We start from the raw sequence: 13,058 nt of genomic DNA, 5'->3' as shown, positions 1-13,058 counted from the left end.
AGCCTTTGATTTCAAAAGTCGTAGCAGGGATCTGGGAGGGCAAAGTAGAACTGGGCGGTTTGGGTCCCGGTTCCGGATGCGGAAAAGGCCCTTCAATGGCGTGTTTAGCACCTATCCAATAGACGCTTAAACCCTGTTTTAATGGGGTTTGGTGCGGTTCGCCACTTCTGCGCTCATGCTCCGGTCAACGCTCTAGTTTTCGCCCTAATGGCGCTGTTTTGCCGATTTACTGTAAACTGTGCGCTCGCGCGTCCCGGGGGGCCTCTTGGCGCTCGAACCCCGTTATTTCATTGGGTGATCCGCCTTCTTCCGGCCTCGTCCTAAGTCGTCCGGCATCACTGTAAACTAAGGTGTAACCCTACAGCGTGTGTAGCGTGACAGCGAAGTTTGCAGTGAATTACAGTGAAGTTTACAGCAACGGGTTTTTTGGGAGCGCTGTCAGGCAGGAGTGACCCCCGCCGCATTTTGCAGAGAGGGTCACGTATTTCAAAGCGCTGGCTTACTTTGGAACCAAAACGGCGTTGACAACATGGATCACGCCATTCGACTGATTGACATCAGCGACGGTCACCCGTGAAGCGTTCCCGCTTTCGTCGTAGATGTAGACGTTGTCGCCGCGCACCTGTGCAGACAATGCGTCACCAGACACCGCGTTAAAGTGGTAAAAACCGTCAGCGCTTGACCGGGCGGCGGCGATAATTTCGGCAGCCGACCAATCACCTGCGACGACATGTGCGGTCAGGACTTTTTGTAGCATCGCCTTGTTCTCAGGCAACAGCAGCGTTTCGACAGTACCAGCGGGCAAGGCGGCGAACGCATCGTTGACAGGGGCGAACACAGTGAAAGGTCCTTCGCCTTGCAACGTGTCAACCAGATCTGCTGCCTGAACTGCCGCAACAAGTGTCGTGTGGATAGGAGAGTTCACCGCGTTTTCGATGATGTTGCGTTCAACAAGCATCTCCGCGCCACCAACCTTTGGATTTCCCGTATGATCATCTGCAAAGGCGGGGGTTGATACGATCGCAAAGGTGAGCGCGAAGAGTGTAGATTTAATGGGTGTCATAGCTGTTCTCCTTGTAAATGTGCCACGCTTTTGTGCGGCGATACAAAGAGCCACGAAACCAACCGCGAAACAGTTTCAATTACTCGCAAATACTGACGATTTTCCAATCGTTGAGCGCATCGTCACCGGCACAAGGTGTTCCTGTTTAGCTGTCGGCGAAGTTCAAGAGCAGATGCTCATATCAAACGCGGCAAACCTCGGCTCTCCGCCCTTCGTTACGCATGCTGCGCTCCTTGGCCTCGGCAAGGAGGAGGGCCGAGACCTGCGCCCAGAGGGGATCGCGGCGCAGGGCGGCGGTGAGGCCGGGGTGCGAGGTGTGACAGTGCATCGGCATTGGCTTGTCATAGAGGTTCACGCCGCGCCGCCAGAGGGCGCAGATCTCGTTGACGGCCCTCAACCGGAGGCTGGCGCGCCGCTCCATACGGGCAGGGGGAAGACCCTGTCGTAGGCCCAGTTAAACCCGAATGCGTAGATCATGTAGAACAGCGCAAAGGACAGATCCATCACGAAGGCCTGCCAGAGCGAGATACCAAGATACCATGCGAAGAACGGCATCAAGACGATCAAGAGGCCGGTTTCAAAGAGAACGGTGTGCAGAATGCGCAGCGAGGCCGATTTCTTGGTTGTGCCGGACAAGCGTTGCAGGGCCACATCGAACACATAGTTGTAGATCATGTTCCACAGCGTTGCGAGGGTGGCGCTCACAATGCCGACCACACCGATGTCGTGTATCGGGACATGAAACGCGACCGCGCCAAGTGGGACGACGAGAAGCAAAGCGATGATTTCAAAACTCAAGGCGTGGCGGAGACGATCAAGCGGGGAGCGCATGGCGACCTCAAACTAGGTGCCGGGTCGTCCCGGGCTGTTGTCCAGATGTGGAGGTCGTCCTCGCTGGATAATATCGCACCTCTGCAAGGGTGTTTCAAGGAGGCCAAAGTCCTTTTTGGCGATTGGGGACGAGAGCCCCCTGTGCATGACCTGAGCGTCCAATGGTCCAAGCCGGATACGGAACGGGCAATCACTGGCTCAGGAACGAGGCCATGTGTCCGGCCGCATCAAACCTCTGTCAACCATGCGCAGAACGAAAGTTCGAACCCATAAATCAAAGCGCCCCGCACCTCGGTTTCGGGGCGCTTTGATTTTCCCATCGAGACGGTTTCAGAGCAACAGCACCTGTGTGCCCACTGCCACCTTGGCGAACAGCTCTTCGATATGGGGGTTATAGAGACCGATACAGCCGGAAGACGATTGCCGACCGATCTTGCGGGTGTCGTGGGTGCCATGGACCAGATAGGCGGGCCAACTGAGATAGAGAGCATGGGTGCCAAGCGGATTACCCGGACCCGGGGGCATGTAGGCGGGCAGGGAGGGATCACGCTCGCGCATGGACTGGGTTGGGGTCCAGTCGGGGCCGACCCGTTTGCGCACCACCTCGGTATAGCCCCGCCGCGTGAGTTCTTCGGTCAGCGGAACCGACGACGGGTAGAGCGCATAGGTCTCGCCATCGGGGCCCCAGTAATGCAGCGCACGGCTGTCGATATCGGCCAGAATGGCGCCTTTACCCAGAGTATCGAAGTGATCGCGCCAATCTCGGGTGACAAAGGCGGACGCGTTGCGACGGTTCGTCACTTCGCTCAGGGGGTCAGCGCGCAGGATGCCGGGGGTTGCAAGTGCTGCAAGGCCAGCGGCAATCGCGTGGCGGCGGGTAAGTCGACTGGGGGTCACTGGGCTCGATCCTCTTTATTGTGACTATTGGCAGGAACATAGGGACAGCAGCGGGTAAAGCGAAGGGGTTGACGGGCAGAAACCCGCATCACCTCACGGAATTGTCATCAGGTGTTCTCAGGTGCTTGTGCTCTCACGTTATGCGGCACGTTTGCACCTCATGGTTGCGCGACTGGCACTGCCGTGCTTTTCTTTCACCCAAGAGCAAGTCATTTCAGCAGCCTATTTCAACGGAGGGCATAACTATGCCAGAAGAACACCGGGTCGCCGTGGCGGTCATTCACGGTATGGGCAGTCAGGGCGACAAACCACAAGCCGACAACGCGGTCAGCTTTTCCCGCGATCTTTATCAGGCGTTACGCCGCCGGATGGGGGAGGCACGATTTGACAGTCTTGTCGGGTGGCGCGAGATCTTCTGGTCGGACATCCTGCAAGAGAGACAGCAGGGTTACATGGACCGTGCGCTCAAGGGCGAGGCCAATTGGATGGGGTCGCGGGATTTCGTGATGCACAGGTTGGCCGATGCAGCCTCTTATCGTTGGGAAACTGGCGATCATGCCTATGTCTACCCAGAGGTGCATGCCCGCGTCACCCGTGCCATGGCCCATTTGGAGGGGGTGACTGGCGCGCGAACGCCGCTCATCGTGCTGGCGCATTCATTGGGCGGCCAGATCATTTCAAACCACATCTGGGATTTGCAAAAGGGCCATAGCGCCGCGCCAACCAAGTTTCAGCGCTTTGAGACGATGGCCGGATTTCTCACGTTTGGGTGCAATATTCCGGTCTTTACGTTCAGTTGTAGACCCGGAGAGGTCAAGGCCATCGACCGGCCCGGTACTGCCATTCCGGCGGGAAAGTGGTTCAAGCCGTGGTGGATCAACCTCAACAGCCGCAATGACATTCTGGGCATGCCTCTGGCTGGTTCGGGGGCAGGCTATGATGTTCTGGCGGCAGATGGTCAGTTGCGCGATCGTTGGATCAGCGCGGGCAATATTCTGACCGCGTGGAATCCGCTGTCGCATAATGCCTATTGGACGGATGGCGATGTACATGGATCTGCGGTGGCGATGATTGAACAGGCAATGCGGATTGGGCCTGTGGGGTGACGCAAAAGGCCCCGGCATCTCTGCCGGGGCCTTTGATCTTGGGCGATTGGACGCAGGATCAGTCCATTGCCTTGAAGTTGAATTCGCCACCTTCCTTGATGCCGGATGGCCAGCGGGACGTGACGGTTTTGGTTCTTGTGTAGAACTTGAACGAATCCGGGCCGTGCTGGTTGAGATCGCCAAACCCGGATTTTTTCCAACCACCGAAGGTGTGATAGGCGAGCGGCACCGGAATGGGGACGTTGATGCCGACCATGCCCACGTTCACACGCGCTGCGAAGTCGCGGGCGGCGTCACCGTCGCGGGTAAAGATCGCGGTGCCGTTGCCATATTCATGGTCCATCGCCAGTTTGAGGGCTTCTTCGTAAGAGCCCGCGCGGACAGTCGAGAGCACGGGACCAAAGATTTCCTGCGTGTAGATGTCCATATCCGGCGTCACATGGTCAAAGAGGTGGGGACCGACAAAGAAGCCATCCTCATAACCCTGCAGTTTGAAATCGCGGCCATCGACGACGAGTGTCGCCCCCTGCGCGATACCAGAGTCGATCAGTCCGAGAATGCGCTTCTTCGCCTCACCGGTGACAACGGGTCCGTAATCCACATCATTGCCAGCGGTGTACGGCCCGACCTTGAGCTTTTCGATGCGCGGCACGAGTTTCTCGATCAGGCGGTCTGCGGTTTCGTCGCCCACAGGTACGGCGACGGAGATTGCCATGCAGCGTTCGCCTGCCGCGCCGTAGCCCGCACCGATCAAGGCGTCTGCGGCTTGATCCATATCGGCATCGGGCATGATGATCATATGGTTCTTGGCACCGCCAAAGCACTGCACCCGCTTGCCGTTGGAGCAGCCACGGCCATAGATATACTGTGCAATCGGGGTCGAGCCGACAAAGCCGATGGATTGGATCACCTCATGGTCGAGGATCGCGTCCACGGCCACTTTGTCGCCGTTGACGACCTGCAAGATACCCTTGGGCAGCCCAGCCTCTTCCATCAGTTCGGCCAGCATGAGCGGCACCGAGGGGTCACGCTCGGATGGCTTGAGGATGAAGGCGTTGCCGCAGGCCAGAGCGGGCGCGAACATCCACATCGGGATCATCGCCGGAAAGTTGAACGGGGTGATCCCTGCGGTCACGCCGAGCGGTTGGCGCATGGAATAGATGTCGATGCCGGGACCGGCGCTGTCGGTGAATTCACCCTTGAGCAGTTGCGGCGCGCCGACGCAATATTCGACCACTTCCAGACCACGCTGGATATCGCCCTTGGCATCTGGAAAGGTCTTGCCATGCTCGCGGCTCAGCGCCTCGGCCAGCTTGTCCATGTCGCGGTTGAGCAGGCGGACAAACTCCATCATCACGCGTGCACGGCGTTGCGGGTTGGTGGCCGCCCAAGCAGGCTGTGCGGCCATCGCGGCGCGCACGGCTTGATCCATTTCTTCTACACTGGCGAGCGGGCATTTCGCCTGCACCTCGCCGGTGGCGGGGTTGAACACATCTGAAAAGCGCCCGGAGGTGCCTTTGACATGTTGACCGTTGATATAGTGGGTAAGCTCTTGCATTTGGAATCCTCCTATCCGTTGGCGGCAGGGTAGTCTTGCAAAACTCCTGCGAAAAGAGGCAATATTCCAAAAGTGATTTGCATTTCTGCAAAGGGGGCCGGTGATGCAGCCGCATTGGGACGACATCCGCATCTTTCTCGCTGTTGCACGCTCCGAGAGCCTGTCGGGGGCGGGTCGTATTCTGCGGATCGACCCGGCAACGGTGGGCCGCCGTATCGCGCGGTTGGAGGAAGAGGTGGGCGCGCCGCTCTTTGCCAAATCGCCCACGGGCTATGCGCTGAGCGAGGCAGGGCAGCGCCTCATGGGGCATGCGATGCGCGCCGAAACTGCGATGCAGGATGCCGCCGAGGAAATGGCCGGGCAGGCGGGGGGCATGAGCGGGCAAATCCGGATCGGCGCGCCGGATGGCTGTGCCAATTTCCTGTTGCCGCAGGTCTGCGCCGCAATTGGGGCGCAGAATCCCGATCTGGAGATCCAGATCGTGGCATTGCCGCGGGTTTTCAACCTGACCCGGCGCGAAGCGGATATGGTGATCGCGGTCAGCCCGCCCACGGCGGGGCGCCTGACCGTGCAGAAGGTCACCGACTACCAACTGCATCTCGCGGCATCGGTCCGCTATCTACGCAGGCATCCGCCGATCGCGCAGATCACCGACCTGGGGGCGCACAGGATGGTTGGCTATATCCCCGACATGATCTTTGACAAGGAACTCGATTACCTCAGCGAAGCGGGGGTGGAGCGTGTCAGCCTCGCGTCGAATTCCGTCTCGGTACAACTCAATTGGGTGCGGCAGGGGGGCGGAATAGGGGTGCTGCACGATTTTTCCCTGCCTTGGGCGCGGGGGCTGCAAAAGGTTTTGCCAGAGGTGTTTTCCCTCACCCGCAGTTTCTATCTGGTGCGGCATGCTGATGATCGGCGACTTGAGCGTCAGAACCGATTTGCCACGGCCCTGGTCGAGGGGTTGCGGCAGGAGGTGCAGAGCCTGGAGGCGCGCACTTGACAGAAATTTTATTATCAAGCACGCTGGTTTAGACAGCATTTTATTGCGGAGGGTCATGTCATGCTCGTGCAGCAAATCCTGAAATCCAAGGGCGACAGCGCGGTGATTACCATCACCCCCACCACCAAGGTATCCGAGGCGGCCCAGATCCTCGCCGAGCGTCGGATTGGCGGTCTGGTGGTATCGCGTGACGGTGAGACCGTTGATGGCATCATCTCGGAGCGTGATATCGTGCGCAGCCTTGCGGTGCGGGGCGTTGTCTGCATGACCGAAACGGTCTCGGAAATGATGACCCGCAACCCCGTTTGCTGCTCCCGTCAGGATACGTCGGATGCTGTCTTGGCGCGGATGACGGACGGCCGGTTTCGGCATATGCCGGTGGTCGAGGCGGGCAAGCTGGTGGGGATCGTAACGATCGGCGACGTGGTCAAGGCACGGCTCGAAGAACTGTCTATGGAGAAGACTGCCCTTGAAGGCATGATCATGGGCTACTAAGCGCTTGCATTCCCTTGCATATTATTGTTGCGTGAGCCGCGATTGCAGCAATGGAGGGCCGCATGCGCATAGGTCTCTATCCCGGCACGTTCGACCCTATTACCTTGGGCCATATCGACATCATTCGCCGGGCCGCCGTTCTGGTGGATCGGCTGGTTTTGGGCGTGGCGATCAATCGTGACAAAGGGCCGCTTTTCTCTTTGGAAGAGCGGGTTGAAATGATCGAGACCGAATGCGCCAAGCTGAGCGCGCAGACCGGCACCGAGATCGTGGCGCATCCCTTCGAGAACCTGTTGATCAATTGCGCGCATGACGTGGGCGCGCAGGTGATCGTGCGCGGCCTGCGGGCGGTCGCGGATTTCGAGTATGAATTCCAGATGGTCGGCATGAACCGGGCGCTGGATAATTCGGTCGAGACCGTGTTTCTCATGGCCGATGCCAATCATCAGGCGATTGCCAGCAAACTGGTCAAGGAAATCGCCCGGCTGGGCGGGGATGTGACCAAGTTCGTCACCCCCCCGGTGCGCGCGGCCCTGCTGGCCAAGTTTTCCTGACGCCAGATTTCGCCTGAGGTCTGTCAGGTATGTTCCATCACCCGCGTGTGGCGCGATGCAGGGCCGCGCCCTGTCTCCACGTGACGGCCCATTTCGGCGGCCACATCGAGCATGCGGTTGGAAAAGCCCCATTCGTTGTCATACCAGCTGAGCACGCGGCAGAGCCGCCCCTCCATGACCCGCGTCTGATCGGTGGCAAAGATCGAGCTGTGCGGATCGTGGTTGAAGTCTGAGGACACCAGCGGACGGGTGGTGACATCGAGCACGCCCGAGAGCGCCCCAGCGGCCGCTAGGGTCACGGCGGCGTTGATCTCGTCCACACTGGTGTCGCGCGCGGCCTCAAAGGTGAGGTCGACGACGCTGACATTGGGGGTAGGCACGCGGATGGCGGTGCCGTCGAGTCGCCCGGCCAGATCGGGCAGCACCAGACCCACGGCGCGGGCGGCGCCGGTGGTGGTGGGGATGATGTTGAGCCCCGCCGCGCGGGCGCGGTAGAGATCCTTGTGCATGGTGTCGAGCGTTGGCTGATCGCCGGTGTAGCTATGGATGGTCGTCATAAAGCCGCGCGTGATGCCGATGCTCTCATGCAGAACCTTGGCCAAGGGCGCGAGGCAATTGGTGGTGCAGGAGGCGTTCGAGACGATCACATCGGCGGCGGTCAGGTCCGTGTGATTGACGCCGTAGACCACCGTGCGGTCGGCACCCGTCGAGGGGGCAGAGACCAGCACGCGCCGCGCGCCGTTCCTGAGGTGGCGGGCAGCGGCGTCGCGGTCGGTGAAGATGCCGGTGCATTCGAGCACGATATCGACATCCGCCCACGGCAGCGCTTCGGGGTCGCGCAGGGCGGTCACGCGCATCGGCCCGCGACCGGCGTCGATGCTGTCGGCGGTTGTGGTGATCTGGCCCCGGAAGCGGCCATGCACGCTATCGAATTCCAGCAGGTGGGCGTTGGTCTCGACCGGGGCGAGGTCGTTGATCGCCACGATTTCGATGTCGTGACGGTCCGAGTCGAGCAAAGCGCGCAGCACGTTGCGACCGATCCGGCCAAATCCGTTGATGGCGAGTTTCAAGGGCATGGCATCCTCCGAGAGATATGTTAGCGCTAACAATTGAAAGCGAACATAAACGAATTTCGAAACGAGTCAATGCCGGGGGACTCACAGAGCGGTTATCGCCAGAAGGCGAGGTATTCGATCAGATCAATCAGCTTGCGCCCGAGAAACAGGGTGGATTGAGCGTCGTTCAGCATGACATCGGCCCCGAGCGCCACAAGGATGATGCCCCCAAGGCCAATCGCGAGTGTGTTGGTCATGCCGCGCGCTTTCGCTTAGTCCGTCCGCTCGGGTATGCCGCAGAGGCACCGGCCACGCAAGCCGGATCAGCCAAAGAAAAACCCCCTGCGCTCGGGGCATCAGGGGTTTTGCAGGGCGCGTGAGGGGTTATTGCAACCGTCCCATCGCAACCGCGACATCGGCCATGCGGCAGGAAAAGCCCCATTCATTGTCATACCACGCCAGCACACGCACCAGCCGGTTGCCGATCACCTTGGTCTGATCGGGGGCAAAGATCGAGCTTTCCTCGGTGTGATTGAAGTCGATGCTAACCTTGGGTTCGGGATCATAGGCCAGGATGCCCTTCATCGCACCAGCGGCGGCCTCGGCGACCACTGCGTTGACATCGGCCTTGGTCACGTCGCGTTTGGCCACAAAAGTCAGATCCACCGCCGAGACATTGGGCGTGGGCACGCGGATGGCAGAGCCATCGAGTTTGCCTGCGAGTTCCGGCAGCACCTCGCCAAGCGCCTTGGCCGCCCCGGTCGAGGTCGGGATCATCGACATGGCGGCGGCGCGGGCGCGGTAGAGGTCATTGTGGCGGCGGTCCAGCGTCGGCTGGTCGCCGGTATAGGCATGGATCGTGGTCATGATGCCGCTCTCGATGCCGATGGTGTCGTTCAGCACCTTGGCCAGCGGAGCCAGACAATTGGTGGTGCAGGACCCGTTCGAGATCATCCGCTCAGAGGCCAAGAGCGCCTCATGGTTCACGCCATAGACCACGGTGCGATCCACGTTCTTGGCCGGGGCCGAGATCAGCACCTTGCGCGCGCCGCGCTCTAGGTGGGTGCGCGATTTCGCGCCGTCGTTGAAATTGCCAGTGCATTCGAGCACCACATCGACCCCGTCCCAATCCAATTCGGTCATATCATAGGTCGAGAACATCTGGATCGGCCCGCGTCCCAGATCCATCGTGCGCCCCTCGACCGTGATCGGATGCGAAAAGCGGCCATGCACGCTGTCATAGCGCATGAGATGCGCTGCGGTCTCGATCGGGCCGGTGGCATTCACCTTAACCACCTGAATATCATTGCGCAGACTCTCGGAAATATGGGCGAGGGTGGCGCGACCGATACGGCCGAAACCGTTGATGCCTACGGTGATGGTCATGGGCGACTCCTGATAGCTGACTTGGCGTCCATATAGACGCGGCAGAGGATGCCGGAAAGCGGTAAAAGTCGTTTTCCAGTTGGAATACAGGATGTTAGCGTTAACCTAGGGAGATTGGGCGCGGGTTCGCCGGTGATTGCGCTAACGCAAAATGGCGGATTAGTGTGGGAGGATCGCGATTGTCTGCCCCATGACAAAAGGGCGCCCGGAGGCGCCCTTTTAGGTCTCTTGTGTCACATACGATTACAGGAACTGGAAATCATCCACTGTCAGTTGCGCCGCCGTGATCCCCTCAACGAGGATCGTGTTGCCGTTGACGGTCATTTGCGCGCCCGCTGCGGTGTCGATGATATTCATCGCCGCCACGAACCCAGCCAAACCATTGCCGCCGCTGTTGATATTGGCCGCGCCGGTATCGGGGTCGATGGTGCGGATCACGACGCGGTCGATGCTGTCCTCGAAATCGGTGATCACATCGGCTTCGCCGTCAAAGAAAGACGAGAACACGAATTGATCGGCATCCGCGCCGCCGGTGATCACATCATTGCCAGCCCCTGCGTTGATCGTGTCATTGCCCGCGCCGCCGTTGAGGGTGTCATCGCGCCCGCCCCCGGCGAGGAAGTCGTTGCCGTCGCCGCCAAGGATGCTGTCATTGCCTTCGCCACCGCCAACCCGGTCATCGCCAGCACCGGCGTCAATCGTATCGCGCCCAGTGCCGCCGCCGATGTCTTCAGCCCCATCGCCCGCGTCGATGCTGTCATTGCCAAAGCTGCCGGACATGTTGTCGTTGCCCTCGCCGCCTTCGAGCGTGTCGTCACCCGCACCGCCCGCAACCACGTCATTGCCCGCGCCGCCGGACACGGAGTCGGCACCAAATCCGCCGCCAATTGTGTCATCGCCCTCGTTGCCATCGAGCGTGTCATTCCCAACTCCGCCGCCGATATTGTCATTGCCGGTTCCGCCAAAGGCCAGATCATTCCCATCCGAGGCGGCGATTGAATCATTGCCGCCACCGCCCTCAAAACTGTCGTTGCCAAGCCCACCGCCCAGAAAATCATTCCCTTCGGAGCCGATCAATGTGTCGTTGTCAGCTGTTCCGGTGAACACCGCGTCAACCTCTTCGGCCACCAGAAACACGCCCGGACGCCCGACGATTTCCTCGATCAGATCGCTGACCAGAACGGTTTGATCCAGAAATTCGACCTGCTCGATGTTGACCAGATCATCCACGCCGTCATTGGGCGAGGCGATGCGCAAGCCGGTCTCGGTCAGAGTGAACTGAAACTCGTTCCGCGAGCCAACGTTATATGTGGCCGTATCGAAACCTTCGCCGCCGTCCAGCAGGTCATCGCCCTCGCCGCCGTTCAGCACGTCATTGCCGCCGCGGCCCTCGATGGTATCCTGCCCGTCGTCGCCGGTGAGAAAGTCGGGGCCATTCGTGCCGATGATCAATTCATCAGCAGAAAGCTCTGACACCGATGCATTCGCAAAGTCGTTGAGCGAGATGGGCTGATTTGGAGCAAAGGCTCCCTGGGTCACGGGGTTGCCTCCGACGATGGAGGACACAAATTGCCGGAAAGACGCAAGATCAGTGGGGTGCGGCACATTTGAGGTGCCAAGCTGGAAGAAGTAATTGTCATTCGTCGCAAAATTGAAGAACGACAACATCACGACCGGGCCAGATGTGGTCGTCGCCAAACCCAAGGTTGGGACATCGATCACAGTATTATTTGAGGTCAGGTCAAGGCCGTCAAGCCGCGCAATCTGAAAGCTCCCCAGATTGTTGATGAAGACATTTGGAACGTCTCCGGCTGTTGCGGGTTCCGCGAAGCTATACGAGAATTGATCGCCCGGCACGGATATTTCCAGCGACACTGTTCTGAAATTGCCAGCGATGACGGAGAGTGTGCCGTTCGGCAGCAAGAAAAAGTCATCAATACGCGCCGCAAAGCCGTTAATCGTAAAGAGATTCATCAACTCACCCACACGTTGCTACACCTGTCTTCGCTATCTCGAAGCGGTGCGATGATCAAGTCTGGAAATGATTATTCGCCTTTGGTTACAGGGTCTTGTGACATAAGGGCGCCCCATGGGGCGCCCTTATGCGTCTTGCCAATCGTTGAGTGCCGTTCAGAGGAACGTGAAATCATCCAGCGTGAGTTGCGCGGCCGTGATGCCCTCGACAAGGATCGTGTTGCCGTTCACGCTCATCTGTGCGCCGCCCTCTACATCGACGATATTCATCGCCGCGACGAAACCCGCCAGACCATTGCCACCGTTGGTGATATTGGTCTCGCCCGTGTCCGGGTCAACGCGACGGATCAGGAAGCTGTCGATCCCGTCCTCGAAATCGGTGATCACATCGGCCTCGCCGTCGAAGAAGGACGAGAACACGAATTGATCGGCCTCGGTGCCGCCGGTGATCACATCATTACCAGCGCCTGCGTTGATCGTGTCATTGTCCGCGCCGCCGTCGATCACGTCATCACGCCCGCCGCCCGCAAGGAAATCATTGCCGTCGCCGCCAAGGATGCTGTCATCGCCTTCGCCACCGCCAACGCTGTCATTGCCAGCGCCTGCGTCTATCGTGTCCTGTCCCGTGCCGCCGCCGATAGCATCGTCGCCATCACCACCCGAGATGAGGTCATTTCCGAAACTTCCGGACATCGAGTCGTTACCATCTCCGCCGTCCAGCGTGTCATTGTCCGCGCCGCCTGCAACCACGTCATTGCCAGCCCCGCCGCTGATGCTATCCGCGCCAAAGCCGCCCCCGATGATGTCATCGCCGTCACCGCCATCAATCGTGTCAGTGCCCAGACCGCCGCCGATATTGTCAGCGCCCAGACCGCCATTGATCACGTCATTGCCATCCGATCCAGAGATCGAGTCATTACCGTTGCCGCCTTCGATTGAATCATTGTCAATACCGCCTGCCAACACGTCATTTCCATCGATACCGAACAGGGTGTCGTCGCCTGCACCGCCGCTTAAGGTGTCGTCCAGCGGTGTGCCAAAGATAAGATCATTTCCGTCAGTGCCGGGTTCCAGAACCACTTGCGCTGCATTTGAAACGACGCTCTCGTCTGTTCCGAGAAGGTCGGTGTAGGACACGC

13 protein-coding genes and 1 pseudogene are annotated in these 13,058 nt (G+C 59.5%); 4 read left to right on the top strand and 10 right to left on the bottom strand.

Going from position 1 to position 13,058, the window contains the following annotated elements:
- Positions 1-499 precede the first annotated feature (499 nt).
- From ROS217_RS19070 to ROS217_RS19055, 4 genes are all read right to left on the bottom strand, one after another.
- Complete coding sequence (locus tag ROS217_RS19070) at positions 500-1,063, bottom strand: fasciclin domain-containing protein (protein ID WP_009819439.1); 564 nt, start codon at positions 1,061-1,063, stop codon at positions 500-502.
- A gap of 181 nt (positions 1,064-1,244) precedes the next feature.
- Positions 1,245-1,418, bottom strand: a complete 174-nt coding sequence (locus ROS217_RS19065) for a hypothetical protein (RefSeq protein ID WP_254656458.1) — start codon at positions 1,416-1,418, stop codon at positions 1,245-1,247.
- A gap of 38 nt (positions 1,419-1,456) precedes the next feature.
- Positions 1,457-1,894 carry a PACE efflux transporter gene (locus ROS217_RS19060; protein WP_009819437.1) on the bottom strand — a complete coding sequence of 146 codons (438 nt, stop codon included), beginning with the start codon at positions 1,892-1,894 and terminating at the stop codon, positions 1,457-1,459.
- Positions 1,895-2,224: 330 nt separating this feature from the next.
- On the bottom strand, positions 2,225-2,791 hold the full coding sequence (locus tag ROS217_RS19055) for a L,D-transpeptidase (RefSeq protein ID WP_040650762.1): 567 nt from the start codon (positions 2,789-2,791) through the stop codon (positions 2,225-2,227).
- 245 nt (positions 2,792-3,036) lie between these two features.
- On the opposite strand from ROS217_RS19055, the gene ROS217_RS19050 reads away from it, so the two are divergent.
- Positions 3,037-3,897: a hypothetical protein gene (locus tag ROS217_RS19050; protein ID WP_009819435.1), complete on the top strand. Its 861-nt coding sequence runs from the start codon at positions 3,037-3,039 to the stop codon at positions 3,895-3,897.
- A 58-nt stretch (positions 3,898-3,955) separates the two neighbouring features.
- Here ROS217_RS19050 and ROS217_RS19045 read toward each other — a convergent pair whose 3' ends face one another.
- Positions 3,956-5,455: a CoA-acylating methylmalonate-semialdehyde dehydrogenase gene (locus ROS217_RS19045; RefSeq protein ID WP_009819434.1), complete on the bottom strand. Its 1,500-nt coding sequence runs from the start codon at positions 5,453-5,455 to the stop codon at positions 3,956-3,958.
- Positions 5,456-5,558: 103 nt separating this feature from the next.
- On the opposite strand from ROS217_RS19045, the gene ROS217_RS19040 reads away from it, so the two are divergent.
- The 3 genes from ROS217_RS19040 to coaD all read left to right on the top strand — a co-directional run bounded on the left by ROS217_RS19040 (position 5,559) and on the right by coaD (position 7,504).
- Entirely contained in the window at positions 5,559-6,455 is an 897-nt protein-coding gene (locus ROS217_RS19040) for a LysR family transcriptional regulator (protein ID WP_009819433.1), read from the top strand.
- A gap of 60 nt (positions 6,456-6,515) precedes the next feature.
- Complete coding sequence (locus ROS217_RS19035; protein WP_009819432.1) at positions 6,516-6,950, top strand: CBS domain-containing protein; 435 nt, start codon at positions 6,516-6,518, stop codon at positions 6,948-6,950.
- A gap of 62 nt (positions 6,951-7,012) precedes the next feature.
- Positions 7,013-7,504 (top strand): pantetheine-phosphate adenylyltransferase, encoded by a 492-nt coding sequence (coaD, locus tag ROS217_RS19030; RefSeq protein ID WP_040651749.1) that lies wholly within the window; start codon positions 7,013-7,015, stop codon positions 7,502-7,504.
- Positions 7,505-7,527: 23 nt separating this feature from the next.
- Here coaD and gap (ROS217_RS19025) read toward each other — a convergent pair whose 3' ends face one another.
- From gap (ROS217_RS19025) to ROS217_RS24755, 5 genes and pseudogenes are all read right to left on the bottom strand, one after another.
- A complete protein-coding gene (gene gap / locus ROS217_RS19025) occupies positions 7,528-8,580 on the bottom strand; it encodes a type I glyceraldehyde-3-phosphate dehydrogenase (RefSeq protein ID WP_009819430.1) in 1,053 nt (350 codons plus the stop codon).
- Positions 8,581-8,672: 92 nt separating this feature from the next.
- Positions 8,673-8,816: a hypothetical protein gene (locus ROS217_RS24450; protein WP_009819429.1), complete on the bottom strand. Its 144-nt coding sequence runs from the start codon at positions 8,814-8,816 to the stop codon at positions 8,673-8,675.
- 127 nt (positions 8,817-8,943) lie between these two features.
- The gene (gene gap / locus ROS217_RS19015; RefSeq protein WP_009819428.1) at positions 8,944-9,945 is read right to left on the bottom strand and encodes a type I glyceraldehyde-3-phosphate dehydrogenase; all 1,002 of its coding nucleotides are present in this window, start codon (positions 9,943-9,945) and stop codon (positions 8,944-8,946) included.
- Positions 9,946-10,188: 243 nt separating this feature from the next.
- Positions 10,189-11,919, bottom strand: coding sequence for a calcium-binding protein (locus ROS217_RS19010; protein ID WP_009819427.1), 1,731 nt, complete (start codon positions 11,917-11,919; stop codon positions 10,189-10,191).
- 156 nt (positions 11,920-12,075) lie between these two features.
- A pseudogene (locus ROS217_RS24755) lies at positions 12,076-12,975 on the bottom strand (calcium-binding protein); the annotation flags it as partial.
- Positions 12,976-13,058 lie beyond the last annotated feature (83 nt).

Source organism: Roseovarius sp. 217 (assembly GCF_000152845.1).
Lineage (GTDB): Bacteria > Pseudomonadota > Alphaproteobacteria > Rhodobacterales > Rhodobacteraceae > Roseovarius.
This window is presented reverse-complemented; position numbering and strand designations above follow the sequence as displayed.